Below are 21,349 nucleotides of genomic sequence, written 5' to 3' on the forward strand. Positions count from 1 at the left end.
TGCCGCGCAAGCGTTCCGGCACTTGGCCCACCGGCATTGCGATGTCAGTGGCGGGTGCCACAGTGGGGGAGTGACCACAACCAGGACAGCACGGCATCGGCAGCGAGGGGGTGAGGGCAGGACGTGACCGGAATCGGTGCGGAGGCGGGCGCGCAGGCCGCGCGCTCCCGGGCCCTCGCGGTGCTGCGGGTCCGGGGCCGGGCGCTGGCCGTGGCCCTGCTGCCCGCGGCCGCCGCGGTGATCCTGCTGACCGGCGGCTCCACCGGCCACTTCGTCGGCCGGGGCTGGGACCTGGCCCGCTGGGTCGTAGGTGTGCTCGCCGTGCTGGTGCTGCTGGCCGCCACCGGCATCGCCCTGGTCGTGGCCCGGGCCCGCCCCGCCGTCAGCCCGACGGTGCCGGTCCCGGAGGAGTCCGCCCCTGACCTGTACCGGATGGTGCGGGACCTGGCCGACCGGCTGGACGTGCCGGCGCCCTCGGCCATAGCGCTCACCCCGGACTGCGACAGCTGGCTGGAGGACCGCACGCACTCGGCCCACGGCCCGCCCCAGCGCTTCGCGCCCGGCGAGGACGAGCTGGCCGGTCCGGGCCGCCGCCGCGCGCCCGTCGCGCCGGTGCTCGTCATCGGCTCCCCGTTCCTGTGGTGGATGCGTGTCGGCGAGCTGCGCGCGGTCCTCGCCCCGGTCATCGCCGGTACGGGCACCTCGGCGCACCCCGACATAGCCGCCGCCCGGCGCTTCGTGCGCGGCTTGGACGCAGCGGTCGCCGTCGCCTCGACACCCGGCCGCTGCCCGGTGGCGCGCGGTGTGTGCGCGGCCCTCGGCTGGGTGGCCCGGCTGCTGCTGCGCGGCTGTCGTGAGCACGCGGCGCAGATGGAGCGCGGGGTCGCCGCGGCGGCGGCCGAGCGGGCCCAGGCCGTCGACTACGGCCTGCGGATCGTCGCCCAGGAGCAGGTGGGCCTGGCCTACGCCGGCTGGGACCGGCTGCTGACCAGGGTCGCGCTGCCCGCCTGGCGCATGGGCCGCTGGCCCTCGCGGCTGGACGCGGGCGTGGTGGCGGCGCTCACCGAGCTGTCCCGGCGCGACCGTCTGGCCGAGGGTTTCACCTCCCGGCTCGGCGAGCGCCCAGCGTGCGACCTGCTGGAGGAGCCGGGCGCCGTGGACGAGGCGGCGTCCCTCCTCGCCGCCCGCCTCTTCCACGGCGGCCCGGCGGAGTCCGGCCCGGACTGGGCGCCGGTGGACTGGCAGGCGTATCCGGAGGAGGTCGTGGACCGTACCTGGCGCGCCGACGCGGCCCGCCTGCACCGCGTCCTGGACTCCCTCGGTGTCCGCCCCGCCCCCGGCCCCACGGCCCCCGACCCCGGCGGCCCCACCCTGGCCCGCGTCCTGGACCACCTCACCGAACCCGCCCCGGAGGCGGCGATACGGAAATCCCCCCAGGACACCCGTCCACCGGCCGACTACGAGCGCGGCCTCCCGTCCCCGCCCACCCCGACGCCGGCCCCCCAGGCCGCCGAGGCCGTTCACGACCCCGCAGGCCCACCCACCCCGCCGGCCGCCGACGGCGAGGACGCCCCTCAGGGGCCACCCGCACCCGACGACGAAAGCCGCACGGGTGGTGTGGATGGGAGCACAGACGCCGAAGGCGAGGCCGAGGCGGACGTACCCCAGGCCGCTGAGGCGCCGCAGGCAACCCGCGAAGCCGAGGTGGGCCCCCCGGCCGAAGACCCCGGCACGGAGCGCAGCGCCGCCCTCGCCGCCGGTCTGAGCGCCGAGCTGGCCCGTGAGGAAGCCGCCGCGCCGAGGTCCGGTGCGACCGCCACCGGCCGGACCCCGGAGAGCGCCCTGTGGGACGACGGCGGCCTGCCGCTCTTCCCGCTGCAGCCCCCGCGCACCGGCCGCGACCTGCTCACCGATCACGTCACGGCGATGGTGTGCTGCGCGGCCGTCGACACCGCCGGCGCGGTCCCCGCCCTGGACTGGCTGGACGGCCCCTCCCTGTTGCTGGGCGGTGAGCGCGCCGCCGACCTGACGCCGAAGGTTCTCAGCCTCATCGAGGAGGGAGACCCGGGCCCGCTGCGGGACTGGCTGGCCGCCTCCGGGATACGCCCGGAGAAGCCCGTACGGCTCGTCTAGGAGCCGAGCCGCACGGTTCGTCAAACGGTGGCTCTGTCTTCCACTTCAGGTCAATTCGCAACGACTAGTGACCGAGCCCGTGCGTTATGTGATGTGCTGGGAGCGACCACGCACCTGGCATGAGCGTGCGACATACGACAGCACGCCCGAGGACTGCGCGTACCACCGAGCACTGAGAGCACCGCGAGCACCACCGAGACAGGACGACACGGGGGGCATGAGGGAGGGGAGCGGTCATGGCCTCGGACCACATCCGCCGCTGGGAGTCCGGAGCGCTCGCGCACGCCGTCACGGACCCCTTCGGTCAGGGCCCGGTGCCCTGGCTGCGCGGCAGTGAGACCTACTTCGACGACACCGGTCACGTCGTGCCCTGGTACGTCGACCCGAACCCCCAGCCGCTCACCGGGGTCGGTCCCGCCCCGCGCGTGCCCGGGCCCCGCGCGGCCGACGACGTGCGCCGCCAGATCAAGGGCTTCACCGCGACCGGCACGGTCTCGCCCGGCGAGGCGATCGACTTCCACATCACGGTCGACCCGCCCCAGGAGTTCGGCGTCGACATCTACCGGATCGGCCACTACGGCGGCGACGGCGCCGCGAAGATCACCACCAGCCCGCGCCTGTCCGGCATCGTCCAGCCCCCGCCGCTGGCCGCCGACCGCACGGTCTCCTGCCACCACTGGTGGCTGTCCTGGCGCCTCCAGGTGCCCGCCCACTGGCCCATCGGCGCCTATGTGGCCGTCCTGACCACCGCCGACGGCTACCGCTCCCACGTGCCCTTCACGGTCCGCGACGGCCAACCCGCCGACCTGCTCCTGCTGCTGCCGGACATCACCTGGCAGGCGTACAACCTGTACCCGGAGGACGGCCGCACCGGCGCGAGCCTCTACCACGCCTGGGACGACAGGGGGCGGCTGCTCGGCGAGGCCGACGCGGCGACCATGGTCTCCTTCGACCGCCCCTACGCGGGCGCCGGCCTGCCCCTGCACGTCGGCCACGCCTACGACTTCATCCGCTGGGCCGAGCGGTACGGCTACGACCTCGCCTATGCCGACGCCCGTGACCTGCACGCCGGCCGCGTCGACCCCGGCCGCTACCGGGGCCTGGTCTTCCCCGGCCACGACGAGTACTGGTCGGTGCCGATGCGCCGGGCCGTGGAGGAGGCCCGCGACCGGGGCACCTCGCTGGTCTTCCTCTCCGCCAACACCATGTACTGGCAGGTGGAGCTGGGCCCGTCCCCGTCCGGTGTGCCGGACCGGCTGCTGACCTGCCGCAAACGCAAGGGGCCGGGGAAGCCGGTGCTGTGGCGGGAGATCGACCGGCCCGAGCAGCAGCTGGTCGGCATCCAGTACGCGGGCCGGGTGCCCGAACCGCACCCCCTGGTCGTCCGCAACGCCGGGCACTGGCTGTGGGAGGCGACCGGTGCGCACGACGGCGACGAGATCGAGGGCCTGGTCGCCGGCGAGGCCGACCGGTACTTCCCGCGCACCCCGCTGCCGGCGCACGAGGAGCGCATCCTGCTCGCCCACTCCCCGTACACCGACAGCGACGGCGTCCTGCGCCACCAGGAGACCTCCCTGTACCGCGCCCCCTCCGGCGCCTGGGTCTTCGCCTCCGGCACCTTCGCCTGGTCGCCGGCCCTGGACCGCCCCGGCCATGTGGACCCCCGCATCCAGCGCGCCACGGCGAACCTCCTGGACCGCATCTGCAAACGCGACTGAGCGCCGACGGGCCGAGCCCGACCCCCTGGCCGAAACCGATCCCCCCGATAAGGGAGAATCGAGGCACTTGGACAGAACCACGGGGAGGAACCGTGTCCGGATTCGTAGAAAAGCCCGAGCCGATCCAGGTTCCGGGCCTGGTGCACCTGCACACCGGAAAGGTGCGCGAGCTGTACCAGAACGAGGCGGGCGACCTCGTGATGGTCGCCAGCGACCGCATGTCCGCCTACGACTGGGTGCTGCCCACGGAGATCCCCGACAAGGGCCGTGTCCTCACCCAGCTCTCCCTGTGGTGGTTCGACCAGCTGCGCGACCTGGCCCCCAACCACGTGATCAGCACCGAGGTGCCCGAGAGCGCCCCCGCCGACTGGGCGGGCCGCACGCTGGTCTGCAAGTCCCTGAAGATGGTCCCGGTGGAGTGCGTGGCCCGCGGCTACCTCACCGGCTCCGGACTCGTCGAGTACAACGAGTCCCGGACCGTCTGCGGCCTCGCCCTGCCCGAAGGCCTCGTCGACGGCTCGGAACTCCCCGCCCCGATCTTCACCCCGGCCACCAAGGCCGAGGTCGGCGAGCACGACGAGAACGTCTCCTACGAGGAGGTCGCCCGCCAGGTCGGCGCCGACACCGCCGCCCAGCTGCGCCAGGCGACCCTCGCGGTGTACTCACGGGCCCGGGACGTCGCCCGCGACCGGGGGATCATCCTGGCGGACACCAAGTTCGAGTTCGGCTTCGACGGCGACAGCCTGGTCCTCGCGGACGAGGTCCTCACCCCGGACTCCTCCCGCTTCTGGCCGGCCGACCAGTGGCAGCCGGGCCGCGCCCAGCCGTCGTACGACAAGCAGTTCGTGCGGGACTGGCTGACCTCCGCGGAGTCCGGCTGGGACAGGAAGAGCGAGCAGCCCCCGCCGGCCCTGCCCGACGCGGTCGTCCAGCAGACCCGGCAGAAGTACGTGGAGGCCTACGAGCGCCTCACCGGCCTGAGCTGGAGCTAGCAGCACGAGAAGACCCCGGTCCAGTGGACCGGGGTCTTCTTCCCGAGCGGACGACGAGGCTCGAACTCGCGACCTCAACCTTGGCAAGGTTGCGCTCTACCAACTGAGCTACGTCCGCGTTGCGCCGTGGCGCGAGAGCAACTATACCCAACCTCGCTCCCGTGCGAGACGCACTGCCGCATGGCGGTTCTCGGCGCCGAGCTTCGTGACGGCCGAGGAGAGGTAGTTCCGTACGGTTCCCGGCGACAGCGCGGCTCGCTCGGCGATCTCCGTGACCGGCGCTCCGTCGGCCGCCAGCTCCAGCACCTCGGCCTCCCGCGCGGTCAGCGGGGAGTCCCCGGCGGAGATCGCGTCGGCGGCCAACTCCGGGTCGACGTAGCGGTTTCCCGTGTGCACGGCGCGGATGATCTCGGCGAGCCGCTGGGCGCTGACGGTCTTCGGGACGAACCCGCGCACACCGGCCGCGAGCGCCCGTTTCAGATGGCCGGGGCGGCCGTGTCCGGTGACGATGAGCACCTGGCAGGAGGGCAGTTCGGCGCGCAGGGATGTGGCGACCTTCACACCGTCGGCGCCGGGCATCTGAAGATCGAGCACGGCCACATCGGGCTCATGGGCCCGCGCCATCGCCAGCGCCTCGGGGCCGCTGGCCGCCTCCGCGACGACCAGCAGATCGTCCTCCAGCGACAGCAGCGCGGCCAGGGCGCCCCGGATCAGATGCTCGTCGTCGGCGAGCAACAGCCGTACCGGAGTGCTCATGACGTGACTTCACTCACTTCCTTGCTCAGGGGCACCTCGGCCACCAGCCGGAACCGGTCCTTCCCGACCGCGCCCGCCTCCAGCGTCCCGTCGAGCACGGACAGCCGCTCCCGCAGCCCGGCGAGCCCGGAACCCCCACCCCCGTCGGGGGTTCCGGCCAGCCCGTCGTTCTCCACCGTCAGCACCACACATCCCTCCAGCACCCGCAGTGACAGCGAGCAGCGTCCCGCGTTCCCGTGCCGGAGCACGTTCGTCGTCGCCTCGCGCACCACCCAGCCCAGCGCGGACTGCACGTCGGCGGGCAGCCCCGCCGTCTCCGCGCGGACCTCGCAGTCGATCCCGGCGGCCGCCAACACGCCCTGGGCGCCCCCGAGTTCGGCCCCGAGGTCGGCCTCCCGGTAGCCGCGTACGACGGCCCGTACCTCCCGCTGGGACTCCTGCGCGACGCGCTGCACCTCGATCATCTGCTCCACGGCCTCCGGCCGTCCCCGCCGGGCCAGTTGGACGGCCAGCTCGCTCTTGAGCGCGATCACGGACAGGTTCCGCCCCAGCACGTCGTGCAGATCCCGGCCGAACCGCAGCCGCTCCTCGGCGACGGCGAGCCGGGCCTCCACCTCGCGGGCGCGTTCCGCCTCCCACAGCACGGCCAGCGTCCAGGCGCCGCACCGGCCGGCGAGCAGCGCGAAGACCACCTGGGAGGCGGTCACGGCGGCGGTCGCCATCAGGCCGACGGCGTCGCGATCGGCGAACCCGACGGCTGCCGTGAGCAGGACCGTGAGCACCGCCGCCCGGCGCAGGAGCACCCGCACCGGGACCGTGAGGCTGTAGAGCAGCGCGAAGGGCAGCACGCAGCCACCGATGGCGAACCGGACGGCCGTCGGGGTCGCCGCGTCCAGTCCGGCCAGTGCCACGATCAGCGCCAGCGCCAGCCCCAACAGGACGGCCGGGGTGCGTTGGGCGCCGGCCGGCAGCGCGGCGCGCCCCAGATAGTGGTCGAGAGAGGCCCGGGTGTGCCGGTTCGAGAAAACGCACTGCAGGATCCCGACGAGCCCGAGGAGGCCACCGAGGACGAATGCCGCGGGCCGGTGGGCGAGGCCGCCGGGCAGTGGCAGCAGCAGCCAGCAGCACATGATGAACCAGACCGTGCAGCACCAGGTGAGGACGCTGAACAGCTCGACCCGCTCGGCCTTGCTGCGCCGCCCCCAGTGCCGCTGCTGCCAGCGCCGTATGCGTGCCGTCATCCGCGCGTCCCCCGTTCCTCAGCGCCCCTCAGCGCCGCGGCTCCCACCGGAACCGCCGTCGTACAGCAAACACCGCGAGGAAGAGCCAGGCCAACGCGGTCGCGAGGGCGCCGAGCACCTCTCCCGTGCTCAACTGGCCCGTCCAGCCGCCGCGGAAGAGCCGGATCGCCGGGGACAGCGGGAGCAGTTCGCAGACGGCGGCCAGCTTCTCGGGCATGACCTCGGTCGGGAACGTGATCCCGGAGCCGATCATCGACAGGAACATCAGCGGCAGCGCGGTGACCTGGCCGCTCTCCACGGTCCTGGTGAAGGAGGCGGTGAGCGCGGCGAGTGCGGCACTGACCAGGTAACCGGCCAGCAGCCCGGGCAGGATCAGATACGGCGCCCTGGGCGCGCCGGTGTGCAGCAGGGCCGCGCACCCGGCGCACAGCACCAGTGCCTGGGCGAGTCCGATGCCGAGGGCGGGCAGGGCGGTGCCGGTGAGGATCTCGGCGTCGGAGAGTTCGCCGGTGCGCAGCCGTTTCAGTACGAGTTCCTCGCGGCGGGCGACGTAGGCGTTGACCAGGGAGGTGTACACGGCGAAGAGGAAGGAGAAGCCGATCGCGGCAGTCAGCAGGGTGGTGGCGATGGTCAGCCCCTGCTTGTGCAGATCCATCTGGTCGATGGCCGGCCGCATGCTGAACGGCAGCAGCAGCGGTACGGCCAGTGCGCTGAACACGACCCCGCGGTTACGGCCGAGCAGCGCGAGCTCCGCCCGCGCCAGCGCCCCCAACCGCCGCCCGACCGCACCCCGGCCACCCCTTCCCCCACCTCGCCCGACCACCCGCACCCCACCCACAGCAGAGGCCTCCACCTCCACGCTCGCCTGGTGTTCCCTCGTTTCAGCTCCGGCCGTGCGCACACCTCCGGCTCCGGAGCCCGCCCCGTCCCCGCCCACACCAGGGCCCTTCGCCCCCACTCCGGCCCCGCTCACCCCGTGTTCCCCCGTCTCCGCTCCGGCCGCCAGCACCGCATGCCCCGTCGCCCCCGCACCGACCCCGTTCACGCCGCCACCTCCCGCTGCCGCTCCGAGCCCGTTCACGCCGCCACCTCCCGCTGCCGCTCCGAGCCCGTTCACGCCGCCACCTCCCGCTGCCGTTCCGAGCCCGTTCACGCCGCCACCTCCCGCTCCCGCGCGATCCCCAGGAACGCCTCCTCCAGCGAGGCCGAGCGCACGTCCAGTCCGCCCAGTTCGACGCCGGACCGCTCGGCCCAGGCCAGTACGCCGGTCGCGGTGCGCTGCAGTTGGGTCGTCCGCAGGCGTACGACCCTCCCCTCGGTCTCGTGGTCGCACACGCCGAGCTCGGCCAGCGGTGGCAGGTCGCCGAGGAAGTAGCCGTCGGGCAGGGCGAAGGACATCCGGGAGGGCCGGCCGGCGGTCACCTCGGCCGGGGTGCCGGAGACGGCGATGCGGCCCTCGTGCAGGATGGCGAGCCGGTCGGCGAGGCCCTCTGCCTCCTCCAGGTAGTGCGTGGTGAGCAGCACGGTCGTACCCGCGTCCCGCAGCCGACGCACCAACTCCCAGGTGTCCCGGCGGCCTTCCGCGTCGAGCCCGGTCGTCGGCTCGTCGAGGAAGAGCACCTCGGGGTCGCCGAGCAGGGCGAGCGCCAGGTCGAGCCGGCGCCGCTCGCCGCCGGAGAGCTGTTTGACCCGGACGTCGGCCCTGCGGCTCAGCCCCACCAGTTCCAGCGCCTCCGCCTCCGCCTCCGGCCGCGCCCCGCTCGTGCAGCCCGCCCACATCCGGGCGGTCTCGGCGACGGTCAGCTCGGCCGGGAAACCGCCTTCCTGGAGCATCACACCGGTACGCGGCCGTACGGCGGTGCGTTCGCGGTACGGATCGTGGCCGAGGACCCGGACCCGGCCCGCGGCGGGTGCGGTCAGTCCCTCCAGCAGTTCGACCGTCGAGGTCTTTCCCGCGCCGTTGGTCCCCAGCAGGGCGTAGATCTCCCCGCGCGCCACGGAGAAGGAGATTCCGCGTACGGCCTCGAACCCGCCCCCGTAGACGCGCTTGAGGTCGGCGACCTCAATCACGTGTTCGTGTTCGTCGTTGTCCATGTCGCCAGCGTCCCGGCGGCCGGAGCGGTGCGGCAGTGCGCGATGTCATCGCCCGGCATGACAAATGTCAGAGCGGATCGCGGACAACGAAAAGACCCCGGCCCAGAAGGACCGGGGTCTGATTCCCGAGCGGACGACGAGGCTCGAACTCGCGACCTCAACCTTGGCAAGGTTGCGCTCTACCAACTGAGCTACGTCCGCACTGCTCCCGACCGGCTCCCACCGATCGGTGCGAGCACCAGCCTACCTGATCCACAAGAGTGGTCGTGACAAGCGGTGCCGGAGCGGGTGACAGGAATCGCACACTGCGCCTTCCCCCTGGAAGGGGGATGTTCTGCTACTGAACTACACCCGCACGCTCCTCGGGGTTTCGGCCTTTCGGTCTCGCCCCTCGGCGTGTCCCAGACATTAGCTGATCAGCAGGGGGGTTGCGCAAGTCGGCCTCCCCTGCTGCCCGGTATGCCCAAGTGCGCGGCCCCCAGGGTCCGCTGACGGACCCTGGGAACTGCCCCTTCGCGGGCTCGTACGGCCGGGCCGCTCATACGGCTCCCGGCGCGCCTCACTGCGCGGCGCTGAACGCCTCGTAGACCTTCTTGGGGATGCGTCCGCGGGCGGGGACGTCCATCTTGTTGGCCTGGGCCCAGGCGCGGACGGCCGCCGGGTCGGGGGCGACCTCCGTCTGCTTGTACGCCTTGCCGGAGCGCGACCGCTTGCGGCCGGCCTCGACGTAGGGCGCGAGCGCCTTGCGCAGTTTCTTGGCGTTGGTTTCGTTCAGGTCGATCTCATACGACTTGCCGTCGAGTCCGAAGGCGATCGTTTCCGCCGCTTCCGAGCCGTCGATGTCGTCAAAGAGCGTGACCACGACCTTTTGCGCCACGAATATCGGTCCCTTCGTGCGGCACGTCGATACAGCTCACCGGCGATGACGTGCCGAGTATCGGCTATTGCCAATTCATTTGTACAGTGCTCGGCAATGCAAAGTGAAGCCCGACTAAATCCGTCCGCGTGTCCGAAGACAATAGGTGAACGGGGCGGACTGTGGAACTTTCCCAGAACTTTTCACGGCCGTACGGCTTCGACACCCGATCGTGATGCGCCTCACGTAGTTTCCTACAACTCTACTCGCGTAGAAATTTTGTGCGGGTAGTCTGAAGGAACCTGCTCAGCACCACACACCGGGAGTGCCAGTGGCACGCGTCGTAGTCGACGTCATGCTCAAGCCGGAGATCCTCGACCCCCAGGGCCAGGCGGTCCAGCGTGCGCTGCCGCGCCTGGGTTTCGAAGGGATCTCGGACGTCCGTCAGGGAAAGCGTTTCGAACTGGAAGTTGACGGGCCGGTCGACGCGGCCGCGCTCGCCCGCATCCACGATCTCGCGGAATCCTTCCTCGCCAACACCGTGATCGAGGACTTCACCGTCAAGGTGGAAGAGGCCGCGGAAGTCGCGGAGGCGGCCAAGTGACCGCTCGTATTGGCGTCGTCACTTTCCCGGGCAGTCTCGACGATCACGACGCCCAGCGCGCGATCCGCCTCGCGGGCGCCGAACCGGTCGCCCTCTGGCACAAGGACAAGGACCTCAAGCAGGTCGACGCCGTGGTCCTTCCCGGCGGTTTCTCCTACGGCGACTATCTGCGCGCCGGCGCCATCTCCCGGTTCTCGCCGGTGATGGAGTCCGTGATCGAGCAGGCGAAGGCCGGGCTGCCGGTCCTCGGTATCTGCAACGGCTTCCAGATCCTCACCGAGGCCCACCTCCTCCCGGGCGGGATGCTCGGCAACGACCACCTCCACTTCATCTGCCGCGACCAGAAGCTGCGGGTGGAGAACGCGCAGACCGCCTGGACCAGCGACTACCGCGCCGGCCAGGAGATCCACATCCCGCTGAAGAACATGGACGGCCGGTACGTCGCCGACCAGTACACGCTGGACAAGCTGGAGGCCGAGGGCCGGGTCGCGTTCCGGTACCTCGACTTCAACCCCAACGGCTCGCTCAACGACATCGCCGGCATCACCAACGAGGCCGGGAACGTCGTGGGCCTCATGCCGCACCCCGAGCACGCCGTGGAGCCGCTGGTCGGTACGGGCCGTACCGACGGGCTCCCGTTCTTCACCTCGATCCTCAAGAAGCTGGTCAACGCATGAGCCGGACGCCTCTGGACACGGTCGAGCACGCGGCCGCGACCCCCGACGTCGAGCTGCCCTGGGCCGAACTCGGCCTGAAGAAGGACGAGTACGAGCGGGTGGTGGAGATCCTCGGCCGCCGCCCGACCGGCGCCGAGCTCGCCATGTACTCGGTCATGTGGTCCGAGCACTGCTCGTACAAGTCCTCCAAGGTCCACCTGCGCCAGTTCGGCGAGAAGGCGCCCGAGAGCGACGCCCTCCTCGTCGGCATCGGCGAGAACGCGGGCGTGGTGGACGTCGGCCAGGGTTACGCCGTGACCTTCAAGGTCGAGTCGCACAACCACCCGTCGTACGTCGAGCCCTACCAGGGCGCGGCCACGGGTGTCGGCGGCATCGTCCGCGACATCATCGCCATGGGTGCGCGGCCGGTGGCGGTCGTCGACCCGCTGCGGTTCGGCGCCGCCGACCACCCCGACACCAAGCGGGTGCTCCCGGGCGTGGTCGCGGGCATCGGCGGCTACGGCAACTGCCTGGGCCTGCCCAACATCGGCGGCGAGGTCGTCTTCGACGCCTGCTACCAGGGCAACCCGCTGGTCAACGCCGGTGCCATCGGCGTGATGCGGCACGAGGACATCCACCTCGCCAAGGCCTCCGGCGCGGGCAACAAGGTCATCCTGTACGGGGCTCGTACGGGTGGTGACGGCATCGGCGGCGCGTCGATCCTCGCGTCCGAGACCTTCGACGACGCCAAGCCGTCGAAGCGCCCGGCCGTCCAGGTCGGCGACCCCTTCCAGGAGAAGCTCCTCATCGAGTGCACCCTGGAGGCCTTCAAGGAGAAGCTGGTCGTCGGCATCCAGGACCTCGGTGCCGCCGGTCTCTCCTGTGCCACCTCCGAGCTCGCCTCCAACGGCTCCGGCGGTATGCGCGTCACCCTGGACGACGTCCCCCTGCGCGACTCGACGCTCTCTCCCGAGGAAATCCTCATGAGCGAGTCGCAGGAACGCATGTGCGCGGTCGTGGAGCCGGAGAAGGTCGACCGTTTCCTGGAGATCTGCGCCAAGTGGGACGTCATCGCCACCGTCATCGGTGAGGTGACCGACGGCGACCGGCTGGAGATCTTCTGGCACGGCGAGAAGATCGTCGACGTCGACCCGCGCACGGTCGCCCACGAGGGCCCGACGTACGAGCGCCCGTACGCCCGTCCCCACTGGCAGGACGCCCTGCAGGCCGACGACGCGAACAAGCTGCCGCGGCCCGAGACCTCGCAGGAGCTGAAGGAGCAGGTCCTGAAGCTGGTCGGGTCCCCCAACCAGGCCTCCAAGAAGTGGATCACCCAGCAGTACGACCACCTCGTGCAGGGCAACACCGTCCTCGCGCAGCCGGAGGACTCCGGCATGATCCGCGTGGACGAGGAGACCGGCCTCGGTGTCGCCATCGCGACGGACGGCAACGGCCGGTACGCCAAGCTCGACCCGTACACGGGCGCGCAGCTGGCCCTGGCCGAGGCCTACCGGAACGTGGCCACCACCGGAGCCAAGCCCCTCGCGGTCTCCGACTGCCTGAACTTCGGCTCGCCCGAGGACCCGGCCGTGATGTGGCAGTTCGCGGAGGCCGTGCGCGGTCTGGCGGACGCCTGCCGGCAGCTGGGCACCCCGGTGACCGGCGGCAACGTCTCGCTCTACAACCAGACCGGCGAGGTGGCGATCCACCCGACGCCGGTGGTCGCGGTCCTGGGCGTGATCGACGACGTGGCCCGCCGCACGCCGGTCGCCTTCCAGGAGGAGGGCCAGCTGATCTACCTCCTCGGCGACACGCGTGAGGAGTTCGGCGGCTCGGCCTGGTCCCAGGTGGTCCACGACCACCTCGGCGGCCTGCCCCCGAAGGTCGACCTGGAGCGCGAGCGGCTGCTGGGCGAGATCCTGATCTCCGCCTCCCGCGACGGCATGATCGACGCCGCGCACGACCTGTCCGACGGCGGCCTGGTGCAGGCCGTGGTCGAGTCCGCGCTGCTCGGCGGCAAGGGCGCGCGGCTGGTCGTACCGGACGGCCTGGACGCGTTCACCTTCCTGTTCTCCGAGTCGGCCGGGCGCGCGATCGTCGCGGTGCCGCGCTCGGAGGAGGTCCGCTTCAACGACATGTGCGGTGCGCGGGGCCTGCCGGCCACCCGGATCGGTGTCGTGGACGGTGCTGCGTCTGATTCAAATGCAGTGGTCGAGGTCCAGGGCGAGTTCGCGCTCACCCTGGAGGAACTGCGGAAGGCTCACGAGGAGACCGTTCCGGCGTTGCTGGCGTAGGCACCGCTGAGGTGGGGCCCCGTCCGAGGCCGGACGGGGCCCCACTCATGCGGCCACTGGCTCATGCGGCCGGCAGATCGCCGACGCGGCCGAGGCCGTCGACCGGGCGAACGGGGCGTTGGGCCTGGTCGAAAACGGCCTGAAGGGCTACGCCGGCAAGGCATAGGCTCACCGCCATGCCACCGGCCAAGAAGCGCGCCCGCAGCTACGACCCCGCCAGGACCCGCGCCGCGGTCCTCGCCCAGTTCGGAAACGTCCGGGAGGCCGTGCGCGGTCTCACTCAGGAGCAGCTCGCCCTGCCCACCCGGCTCGGCGAGTGGACCGTACGCGAACTGGTCGTGCACATCGGCATGGCGCTCACCGCGATCCACCGGGCGCTCGCCCTGCCCGAGCCGCCGAAGGCGGACGCCGTCCTGCTCGACTGGCCCTTCGCCACCGCGGCCAACGCCGCCGCCATCGACGAGTTCACCAGGAACCTCGCCGCCGAGCACCCCGGCCTGGACGCCTACCTCACGGACATCGACCGGTCCCTGCGCGCCCTGCTCGCCGAGCACCCCGGCAGCCGGATCCTGCAGACGAGCGCCGGTGCGCTGCCCCTGGACGACTACCTGGTCACCCGCACCGCCGAACTCGTCGTCCACACCGACGACCTCGCGGCCGCCGTACCGGGTCTGGAGATCCCGTACGACCGCCAGGCCCTGGCCGCCGCCACCCGGCTGCTCGCCGACGCGCTCGCCGTCAAGGCGCCCGGCGGCTCCACCGAGATGCGGGTGCCGCCGTACGCCGTGGTGCAGTGCGTCGAGGGGCCCCGGCACACCCGCGGCACCCCGCCCAACGTCGTGGAGACCGACCCGCTGACCTGGATCCGGCTCGCCACCGGCCGTCTGAGCTGGAAGGAGGCGCTGGAGGAGGCCAAGGTGAGCGCCAGCGGGGAGCGGGCGGACATCGGGGGGCTGCTGCCGCTCATGTCGTAGCGGAACCGACCCGGCCGGTCTACCGTCGAATCGCCATGAACCGGTACAAGCAGCGCATGATCCTCGCACCGGCGGCCGCCGCGCTGGCCGTCCTCACGATGGCGTGCGGCGACGGCAAGGCGGACAGTGGTGCGGTGACCGTCCAGCAGCCCGTGACCGGCGTCGACTGGCGGGTCGACAGCCTCACCGTCGGCGGTACGACCCGGCACGCACCCGCCTCCGCACGCCTGCGCATCGACACCGACGGCAAGGCGGCCGGCAACCTCGGCTGCAACCAGTTCAGCGCCCGGGCCACCGTCCACGGCGACCGGATCACCTTCGGTGACCTGCGCACGACCCGGATGGCCTGCGCCCCGGACCGGATGGACTTCGAGCGTGCGCTCGCCCGCGCGCTCACCACCGGCACGCTCGTCGCCGAGACGCACCACGCGAAACTGACGCTCACCGACGGCGACGGAGACCGCATCCACCTCAGCAGCAACGCGCCCGGATGATGTGCGACACCTCACTCACGCATCCGGCGAACCGGTCCGCAGTCGCCGCCCGCAGTGCCGCCGTCGGCCCTCAAAGTCGCCAGCACACCTCTCTGACCTGCGCAAACGCGGAAACCGACAAGGTGATCGGGAAGCGCTTGCGCGTTAAGGGCACGTATCCCCAATTCGGACCAGTGGTCGACCTCGCCTACACTCGGTGCCGTGCCACGTGGTGACGGTCGACTCAATCACGATCTGCTTCCCGGCGAGAAGGGCCCCCAGGACGCTTGCGGCGTCTTCGGTGTCTGGGCTCCGGGTGAAGAGGTCGCAAAGCTCACGTACTTCGGGCTCTACGCCCTCCAGCACCGGGGTCAGGAATCCGCGGGAATCGCGGTCAGCAACGGCTCCCAGATCCTCGTCTTCAAGGACATGGGCCTGGTCTCCCAGGTCTTCGACGAGACCTCGCTCGGTTCGCTCCAGGGTCACATCGCGGTCGGACACGCCCGCTACTCGACCACCGGCGCCTCCGTGTGGGAGAACGCCCAGCCGACGTTCCGCGCCACCGCGCACGGTTCGATCGCGCTCGGCCACAACGGCAACCTGGTCAACACGGCCCAGCTCGCCGAGATGGTCGCCGAGCTGCCGAACGAGAACAACAGCCGCTCCAGCCGGGTCGCGGCCACCAACGACACCGACCTGCTGACGGCCCTGCTGGCCGCCCAGGTCGACGAGGACGGCAAGCCGCTGACCATCGAGGAGGCCGCCCACCAGGTCCTCCCGAAGGTGCGGGGCGCCTTCTCCCTCGTCTTCATGGACGAGCACACCCTCTACACCGCCCGTGACCCGCAGGGCATCCGCCCGCTGGTCCTCGGCCGCCTGGAGCGCGGCTGGGTGGTCGCCTCCGAGAGCGCCGCCCTGGACATCTGCGGCGCGAGCTTCGTCCGCGAGATCGAGCCGGGCGAGTTCGTCGCCATCGACGAGAACGGCCTGCGCTCCTCCCGATTCGCGGAAGCGAAGCCCAAGGGCTGTGTCTTCGAGTACGTGTACCTGGCCCGCCCGGACACCGACATCGCCGGCCGGAACGTGTACCTCTCCCGGGTGGAGATGGGTCGCCGGCTCGCCAAGGAAGCACCCGTCGAGGCCGACCTGGTCATAGCGACCCCGGAGTCCGGAACCCCGGCCGCCATCGGCTACGCGGAGGCCTCCGGCATCCCCTTCGGTGCGGGTCTCGTGAAGAACGCCTACGTCGGCCGGACCTTCATCCAGCCCTCGCAGACCATCCGCCAGCTGGGCATCCGCCTGAAGCTGAACCCGCTGAAGGAAGTCATCAAGGGCAAGCGCCTGGTCGTCGTCGACGACTCCATCGTGCGCGGCAACACCCAGCGGGCCCTGGTCCGCATGCTCCGCGAGGCGGGCGCGGCCGAGGTCCACATCCGGATCTCCTCGCCGCCCGTGAAGTGGCCCTGCTTCTTCGGCATCGACTTCGCCACGCGCGCGGAGCTGATCGCCAACGGCATGACCATCGAGGAGATCGGCACCTCGCTCGGCGCCGACTCGCTCGCCTACATCTCCATCGACGGCATGATCGAGGCGACCACCATCGCCAAGCCGAACCTGTGCCGCGCCTGCTTCGACGGCGAGTACCCGATGGAGCTGCCGGACCCCGAGCTGCTCGGCAAGCAGCTCCTGGAGACCGAGCTGGCCGCCGGCCCGGCAGCCACCGCTGCCAGCGACGCGATCCGTCGCCCGTAACACCCTGCAGTACGACACGAAAGTCACAGTCATGTCTGAGACCACTGGTGCCAGCTACGCAGAGGCGGGCGTCGACATCGAGGCGGGCGACCGCGCCGTAGAACTCATGAAGGAGTGGGTGAAGAAGACCCGGCGCCCCGAGGTCCTCGGCGGCCTCGGCGGCTTCGCCGGCCTCTTCGACGCCTCCGCCCTCAAGCGCTACGAGCGCCCGCTGCTCGCCTCCGCCACGGACGGCGTCGGCACCAAGGTGGACATCGCCCGCCGTATGGGCGTCTACGACACCATCGGCCACGACCTGGTCGCCATGGTCATGGACGACATCGTGGTGTGCGGTGCCGAGCCGCTGTTCATGACCGACTACATCTGCGTCGGCAAGGTCCACCCCGAGCGCGTCGCGGCCATCGTGAAGGGCATCGCGGAGGGCTGTGTGCTCGCCGGATGTGCCCTGGTGGGCGGCGAGACGGCAGAACACCCCGGCCTGCTGGGCGAGGACGACTTCGACGTCGCCGGGGCCGGTACGGGCGTCGTGGAGGCGGACCGGCTGCTCGGCGCGGATCGCATCCGTAAGGGTGACGCGGTGATCGCCATGGCGGCCTCCGGTCTTCACTCGAACGGGTACTCCCTGGTACGCCACGTCCTGCTGAACACCGCCGGCCTGGCCCTGGAGACGGAGGTCCCGGAGCTCGGCCGCACCCTCGGCGAGGAGCTGCTGGAGCCCACCAAGATCTACTCGCTGGACTGCCTGGCGCTGACCCGCACCACGGATGTGCACGCGTTCTCGCACATCACCGGCGGCGGCCTCGCGGCCAACCTGGCCCGCGTGATCCCCGACGCGCTGCACGCGGTGGTCGACCGCTCCACCTGGACCCCGGGTGCGATCTTCGACCTGGTCGGGAAGACCGGGAACGTCGAGCGCCTGGAGCTGGAGAAGACCCTCAACATGGGCGTCGGCATGATGGCGATCGTCCCCGCCGAGTCCACCGAGGCGGCCCTCGCGACCCTGGCCGACCGCGGCGTCGAGGCCTGGGTGGCCGGCGAGATCACCGAGCGCGGCGCCAAGGAGACGGGTGCCGAGCTGGTCGGGACGTATTCAATCTAAAGGCGCCGCGGCCTGATTCCGCGGCCGGCGACCGTGCGGACAGCACAGAAACCGGTCGGTGGCTGTGCCACCGACCGGACTGGTCACTGCAAGGTCAAGCGCCGCGACGGTGCTGTTGGTGAGGATCGTTGTCGTCTTCTTCCTCGTCGTCGTCCTCGTAGAGGTCGGCGTAGCGAGAGTAGAGATCGTCCTCGTCGTTCTCATCGTCCTCGAACGGCTCGCCGTTCGGCGGCTGGCTCGAAGTCGATGCGCCCAGTTCACTGGCCAGACGTGACAGGTCAGTCCCACCGCTGTTGTACTTCAGCTGGCGGGCGACCTTTGTCTGCTTGGCCTTGGCCCGGCCGCGCCCCATGGCTCGACCCCCTCGGTGACGGGGCTCGACGGCCCCAGAGTCTGACACGCGTTCATGATCTGGAACGGACTCTCCATGGAGAGGCCGGTCCGTAGGGCTTCCACGGTACCTGAGCCCGCGCCCATACGGTACGTCGCCCGCAGCACGCGCGTGTGCACAGGACCTTCGAGGCGCCCCGTCCTCGCTGGTCAGTGGCGATTTTAACCACTTATCGGGGAACGACCCGCCGGTGGAAGTGAGAGTTCTCTCTAAGTTCCCGCCGGCGGGTACCGCTCACCTGTGCGACCGGGTCAGTGCGCAGCGTGTCCCGCGCGGGCCTCGGCCATCCGCTGCTCGGCGATCCGGTCGGCCGCCGCGGCCGGCGGAATCCCGTCTGCCTTCGCACGTGCGAATATGGCCAGCGTGGTGTCGAAGATCTTCGCGGCCTTCGCCTTGCACCGGTCGAAGTCGAACCCGTGCAGCTCGTCGGCCACCTGGATGACCCCGCCGGCGTTCACCACGTAGTCCGGCGCGTAGAGGATCCCGCGGTCCGCGAGGTCCTTCTCCACGCCCGGGTGCGCGAGCTGGTTGTTGGCCGCGCCGCACACCACCTTGGCGGTGAGCACCGGCACGCTGGCGTCGTTCAGGGCGCCGCCGAGCGCGCAGGGGGCGTAGATCTCCAGCCCCTCGACCCGGATCAGCTCCTCGGTGTCGGCGACGGCCGTCACGCCCTCCCGGTGCTGGTCGAGCATCCGCTGGACGGCGTCCGCGCGCACGTCCGTGATCACGACCTCTGCGCCCTCGTCCAGCAGGTGTTTCACCAGGTGGTGGCCGACCTTGCCGACGCCGGCGATGCCGACCTTGCGGCCGCGCAGCGAGGGGTCGCCCCACAGGTGCTGGGCGGAGGCGCGCATGCCCTGGTAGACGCCGAAGGCGGTGAGCACGGAGGAGTCTCCGGCGCCGCCGTTCTCGGGGGACCGGCCGGTGGTCCAGCGGCACTCGCGGGCCACGACGTCCATGTCGGCGACGTAGGTGCCGACGTCGCAGGCGGTGACGTAGCGCCCGCCGAGCGAGGCGACCATACGGCCGTAGGCGAGGAGCAGCTCCTCGGTCTTGTCACGCTCCGGGTCGCCGATGATCACGGCCTTGCCGCCGCCGTGGTCGAGGCCGGCCATGGCGTTCTTGTACGACATCCCGCGCGCGAGGTTGAGGGCGTCGGCGACGGCCTCGGCCTCGGTCGCGTAGGGGTAGAAGCGCGTGCCGCCGAGGGCCGGGCCCAGGGCGGTGGAGTGGATGGCGATCACGGCCTTGAGGCCGCTCGCGCGGTCCTGGCAGAGCACGACCTGCTCATGGCCGCCCTGGTCCGAGTGGAACAGGGCATGCAGGACATCAGCAGACGCGCCGGTTACGTCGGTCACTGTGGTGACTCCTGTGTACTAGCGGCGAGTGGGGCATCCGGCCCCCGTGCGGGTGGCGGGGCGCCGGCTGGCATGAGCGTAGAGCCTCGGCACGACCACCGTCCGCGCAGTGTTCAGGATCACTCTCGCGCGCCGCTCGCGCACGTATGTCCGTGGGACGATTTGCAGTGTTTCGAGCCGGGCCCGATGGGGAGGGAGCAGGCGTGCCGAAGGTGTCCTCCGTGGTCGTCCCCTATGCCGCGTACCTGCGCGTGTACGAGCCGCTGAGCGCCTTCCCGGAGCCGGAGCGCGGCCACTGGGCCCGCTACGCCCGCCGCTCCGACCGCCCCTCCTACCAGGACGAACTGCGCCGCTCCCTGGCCGACTTGCTGCCCATCCCGCCGGTCGCGGTGCCGGTGCACGAGAGCAGCGACGCCTTCGTGGCGGAGGTCGACGGGGTGGTCTGCGTGTGCCCCTGGCGGACCCGGCTGCGCGGCTGGCAGGCGCTCGGCGAGCTGGCCGAGGAGCTTCCGGCGCCGGTCCTGGACGCGGTGCTGCCCCCGGTCGTACGGCGCCAGGCCGCCCAGGACTACGAGCGCTGGCTGGCCCGCAACCCCGACGCCCGTCCGTGGATCCGTACGGCGACCTGGCAGGTTCCGCTGAACTGGTTCGTGCTCGTCTCCGACGAGGAGCGGCGCTACGAGAAGGGCACCGCCGAGGTGCCCCCGCTGCTGCGCTACCGCACGCCGATGGTGCAGGCCCGGCGGCGGGTGGCGCGGGCGCTGCGCACGCTGAGGGACACCGTCGAGGAGAGCCCGCTGATCGACGGCCTGGTGGACGTCGGCCGCTGGCTGGAGGAGTTTCACCCGCGCTCGCTGGTGGAGCTGGACTACGGCGGCCTGGTGCATGTGCTGCCGGCGGGGGAGCTGGAGGGCGACCACTCGGCTGCGGACGTGGCCGAGGGCATCCAGGCCCTGCGGCGGGGCGACGGGACGGCGGCCGGGGAGGCCTATGTGCGGCTCGTGGAGCGGTGGCGGGCGGTCCGGGACCGGCGCTCGGCGAACTGAGGTTCCCGAATCCCGCAGGAGTGACGTACGTCACGGCTCGAACGGCGTCGAACGGCGTACGGTCTAGGCCACTTGACCATGTGACGGGACGTTGGTCCCGATCTGGACTTTTGCCCCAAGGGTGATGGACGGCACTTACGCGGCCCTTGCGTCGCTTGCCACCCCTCATGCCAAAATAGGACAAGGAGTCCGGGGAGGGCTCCGTCCGTCCAACTGTGCTCCATTGTGGGCGGAATCTCGGCATTGCCTGCTTTGGGGGGTCTTGTGGCTCCTGATCGTCCTGTGACTGATCGTCACAGTGGCGTGACTGTCCGCTATGGCATGGTCCATCGGCTTCCGTCGCTGATGAACACCTGGGAGGGCAATTCCATCGGTTTGGCCGACGCGGCTGGACAGATGGTGTAGTTGTAGTGCCGAGGACAAGCCGTTCGTCCTATAACCGACTCGACTCGCGTCCGCCATTTCGGGCAACGCGGGTCAAGGTGCAGAATTTAGAGGAAAGAACCGAGAAGGTTCGGTTCTCCCGAGGAGGCCGCTCATGACCGCTCGCACCCCTGATGCCGAGCCGCTGCTGACCCCGGCTGAGGTCGCCACGATGTTCCGCGTCGACCCGAAGACGGTCACGCGGTGGGCGAAGGCCGGCAAGCTTACTTCCATCCGCACGCTCGGCGGGCACCGCCGCTACCGCGAGGCCGAGGTCCGCGCACTGCTCGCGGGCATCCCGCAGCAGCGCAGCGAGGCCTGAACAACCGAATAATCGGGCAATCCGGCAGGTCCCCCAACTGGCCGAGGCGCCCGAAACCCTAGCTCCAAGCGACGCGGGACCTGCCCCAACAGGGCCCTCGCCCAAGCCGAAGAGAACGTTGTAGGCAGCGACACAGGGTGCGTCGTAGATCGCGCTGGACTCCGCCG

Annotated in this window: 19 protein-coding genes and 3 tRNA genes; 12 read left to right on the top strand and 10 right to left on the bottom strand. The window is 71.1% G+C overall.

The window, feature by feature from the left end; translation table 11 throughout:
- Positions 1-123: 123 nt before the first annotated feature.
- From ACWGJ5_RS09260 to ACWGJ5_RS09270, 3 genes are all read left to right on the top strand, one after another.
- Positions 124-2,133 carry a hypothetical protein gene (locus ACWGJ5_RS09260; RefSeq protein ID WP_453309112.1) on the top strand — a complete coding sequence of 670 codons (2,010 nt, stop codon included), beginning with the start codon at positions 124-126 and terminating at the stop codon, positions 2,131-2,133.
- Between the two features lie 236 nt (positions 2,134-2,369).
- Positions 2,370-3,851, top strand: a complete 1,482-nt coding sequence (locus ACWGJ5_RS09265; RefSeq protein ID WP_453309113.1) for a N,N-dimethylformamidase beta subunit family domain-containing protein — start codon at positions 2,370-2,372, stop codon at positions 3,849-3,851.
- Between the two features lie 92 nt (positions 3,852-3,943).
- The gene (locus tag ACWGJ5_RS09270; protein ID WP_453309114.1) at positions 3,944-4,843 is read left to right on the top strand and encodes a phosphoribosylaminoimidazolesuccinocarboxamide synthase; all 900 of its coding nucleotides are present in this window, start codon (positions 3,944-3,946) and stop codon (positions 4,841-4,843) included.
- Positions 4,844-4,888: 45 nt separating this feature from the next.
- On the opposite strand, the gene ACWGJ5_RS09275 is transcribed toward ACWGJ5_RS09270, so the two are convergent.
- From ACWGJ5_RS09275 to ACWGJ5_RS09310, 8 genes are all read right to left on the bottom strand, one after another.
- A tRNA-Gly gene (locus ACWGJ5_RS09275) sits at positions 4,889-4,961 on the bottom strand.
- Between the two features lie 23 nt (positions 4,962-4,984).
- On the bottom strand, positions 4,985-5,599 hold the full coding sequence (locus ACWGJ5_RS09280; RefSeq protein ID WP_453309115.1) for a response regulator: 615 nt from the start codon (positions 5,597-5,599) through the stop codon (positions 4,985-4,987).
- On the bottom strand, positions 5,596-6,840 hold the full coding sequence (locus ACWGJ5_RS09285) for a sensor histidine kinase (protein WP_453309116.1): 1,245 nt from the start codon (positions 6,838-6,840) through the stop codon (positions 5,596-5,598). Before ACWGJ5_RS09285 ends, ACWGJ5_RS09280 begins: the two co-directional genes overlap by 4 nt.
- Positions 6,841-6,868: 28 nt before the next feature.
- On the bottom strand, positions 6,869-7,669 hold the full coding sequence (locus ACWGJ5_RS09290) for an ABC transporter permease (RefSeq protein WP_453309180.1): 801 nt from the start codon (positions 7,667-7,669) through the stop codon (positions 6,869-6,871).
- Between the two features lie 320 nt (positions 7,670-7,989).
- The gene (locus tag ACWGJ5_RS09295; RefSeq protein ID WP_453309117.1) at positions 7,990-8,934 is read right to left on the bottom strand and encodes an ABC transporter ATP-binding protein; all 945 of its coding nucleotides are present in this window, start codon (positions 8,932-8,934) and stop codon (positions 7,990-7,992) included.
- Between the two features lie 128 nt (positions 8,935-9,062).
- Positions 9,063-9,135: transfer RNA gene (locus ACWGJ5_RS09300), tRNA-Gly, on the bottom strand.
- An 82-nt stretch (positions 9,136-9,217) separates the two neighbouring features.
- A tRNA-Gly gene (locus tag ACWGJ5_RS09305) sits at positions 9,218-9,289 on the bottom strand.
- Positions 9,290-9,493: 204 nt separating this feature from the next.
- The gene (locus ACWGJ5_RS09310; protein WP_031164632.1) at positions 9,494-9,811 is read right to left on the bottom strand and encodes a histone-like nucleoid-structuring protein Lsr2; all 318 of its coding nucleotides are present in this window, start codon (positions 9,809-9,811) and stop codon (positions 9,494-9,496) included.
- Positions 9,812-10,121: 310 nt separating this feature from the next.
- Here ACWGJ5_RS09310 and purS point away from each other — a divergent pair, with 310 nt between their 5' ends.
- The 7 genes from purS to purM all read left to right on the top strand — a co-directional run bounded on the left by purS (position 10,122) and on the right by purM (position 17,642).
- The gene (purS, locus tag ACWGJ5_RS09315) at positions 10,122-10,394 is read left to right on the top strand and encodes a phosphoribosylformylglycinamidine synthase subunit PurS (RefSeq protein WP_453309118.1); all 273 of its coding nucleotides are present in this window, start codon (positions 10,122-10,124) and stop codon (positions 10,392-10,394) included.
- Positions 10,391-11,071 (top strand): phosphoribosylformylglycinamidine synthase subunit PurQ, encoded by a 681-nt coding sequence (gene purQ / locus ACWGJ5_RS09320; protein ID WP_453309119.1) that lies wholly within the window; start codon positions 10,391-10,393, stop codon positions 11,069-11,071. The genes purS and purQ overlap by 4 nt, the downstream gene beginning before the upstream one ends.
- Entirely contained in the window at positions 11,068-13,344 is a 2,277-nt protein-coding gene (gene purL / locus ACWGJ5_RS09325; RefSeq protein WP_453309120.1) for a phosphoribosylformylglycinamidine synthase subunit PurL, read from the top strand. The genes purQ and purL overlap by 4 nt, the downstream gene beginning before the upstream one ends.
- A gap of 176 nt (positions 13,345-13,520) precedes the next feature.
- Complete coding sequence (locus tag ACWGJ5_RS09330; RefSeq protein ID WP_453309121.1) at positions 13,521-14,318, top strand: sterol carrier family protein; 798 nt, start codon at positions 13,521-13,523, stop codon at positions 14,316-14,318.
- Between the two features lie 35 nt (positions 14,319-14,353).
- On the top strand, positions 14,354-14,812 hold the full coding sequence (locus ACWGJ5_RS09335) for an META domain-containing protein (RefSeq protein WP_453309122.1): 459 nt from the start codon (positions 14,354-14,356) through the stop codon (positions 14,810-14,812).
- Positions 14,813-15,013: 201 nt separating this feature from the next.
- Complete coding sequence (gene purF, locus ACWGJ5_RS09340; RefSeq protein ID WP_453309123.1) at positions 15,014-16,543, top strand: amidophosphoribosyltransferase; 1,530 nt, start codon at positions 15,014-15,016, stop codon at positions 16,541-16,543.
- Between the two features lie 31 nt (positions 16,544-16,574).
- Positions 16,575-17,642 (top strand): phosphoribosylformylglycinamidine cyclo-ligase, encoded by a 1,068-nt coding sequence (purM, locus tag ACWGJ5_RS09345; RefSeq protein ID WP_453309124.1) that lies wholly within the window; start codon positions 16,575-16,577, stop codon positions 17,640-17,642.
- Positions 17,643-17,736: 94 nt separating this feature from the next.
- On the opposite strand, the gene ACWGJ5_RS09350 is transcribed toward purM, so the two are convergent.
- A complete protein-coding gene (locus ACWGJ5_RS09350) occupies positions 17,737-17,994 on the bottom strand; it encodes a DUF3073 domain-containing protein (protein WP_071380680.1) in 258 nt (85 codons plus the stop codon).
- Between the two features lie 290 nt (positions 17,995-18,284).
- The gene (locus ACWGJ5_RS09355; RefSeq protein WP_453309125.1) at positions 18,285-19,391 is read right to left on the bottom strand and encodes a Leu/Phe/Val dehydrogenase; all 1,107 of its coding nucleotides are present in this window, start codon (positions 19,389-19,391) and stop codon (positions 18,285-18,287) included.
- A 203-nt stretch (positions 19,392-19,594) separates the two neighbouring features.
- On the opposite strand from ACWGJ5_RS09355, the gene ACWGJ5_RS09360 reads away from it, so the two are divergent.
- Positions 19,595-20,437, top strand: a complete 843-nt coding sequence (locus ACWGJ5_RS09360; protein WP_453309126.1) for a hypothetical protein — start codon at positions 19,595-19,597, stop codon at positions 20,435-20,437.
- Between the two features lie 538 nt (positions 20,438-20,975).
- Entirely contained in the window at positions 20,976-21,182 is a 207-nt protein-coding gene (gene bldC, locus ACWGJ5_RS09365) for a developmental transcriptional regulator BldC (RefSeq protein ID WP_003949541.1), read from the top strand.
- The last annotated feature ends 167 nt before the right edge of the window (positions 21,183-21,349 follow it).

It is taken from the genome of Streptomyces sp. NPDC054783 (assembly GCF_053611725.1).

Bases quoted from the DNA above. Each gene is read 5' to 3' on its own strand.
- purL (WP_453309120.1), top strand. From the start codon at position 11,068: ATGAGCCGGACGCCTCTGGACACGGTCGAGCACGCGGCCGCGACCCCC.
- ACWGJ5_RS09280 (WP_453309115.1), bottom strand. From the start codon at position 5,599: ATGAGCACTCCGGTACGGCTGTTGCTCGCCGACGACGAGCATCTGATC.
- ACWGJ5_RS09350 (WP_071380680.1), bottom strand. From the start codon at position 17,994: ATGGGGCGCGGCCGGGCCAAGGCCAAGCAGACAAAGGTCGCCCGCCAG.
- ACWGJ5_RS09330 (WP_453309121.1), top strand. From the start codon at position 13,521: ATGCCACCGGCCAAGAAGCGCGCCCGCAGCTACGACCCCGCCAGGACC.
- bldC (WP_003949541.1), top strand. From the start codon at position 20,976: ATGACCGCTCGCACCCCTGATGCCGAGCCGCTGCTGACCCCGGCTGAG.
- ACWGJ5_RS09335 (WP_453309122.1), top strand. From the start codon at position 14,354: ATGAACCGGTACAAGCAGCGCATGATCCTCGCACCGGCGGCCGCCGCG.
- ACWGJ5_RS09285 (WP_453309116.1), bottom strand. From the start codon at position 6,840: ATGACGGCACGCATACGGCGCTGGCAGCAGCGGCACTGGGGGCGGCGC.
- ACWGJ5_RS09295 (WP_453309117.1), bottom strand. From the start codon at position 8,934: ATGGACAACGACGAACACGAACACGTGATTGAGGTCGCCGACCTCAAG.
- ACWGJ5_RS09265 (WP_453309113.1), top strand. From the start codon at position 2,370: ATGGCCTCGGACCACATCCGCCGCTGGGAGTCCGGAGCGCTCGCGCAC.
- purM (WP_453309124.1), top strand. From the start codon at position 16,575: ATGTCTGAGACCACTGGTGCCAGCTACGCAGAGGCGGGCGTCGACATC.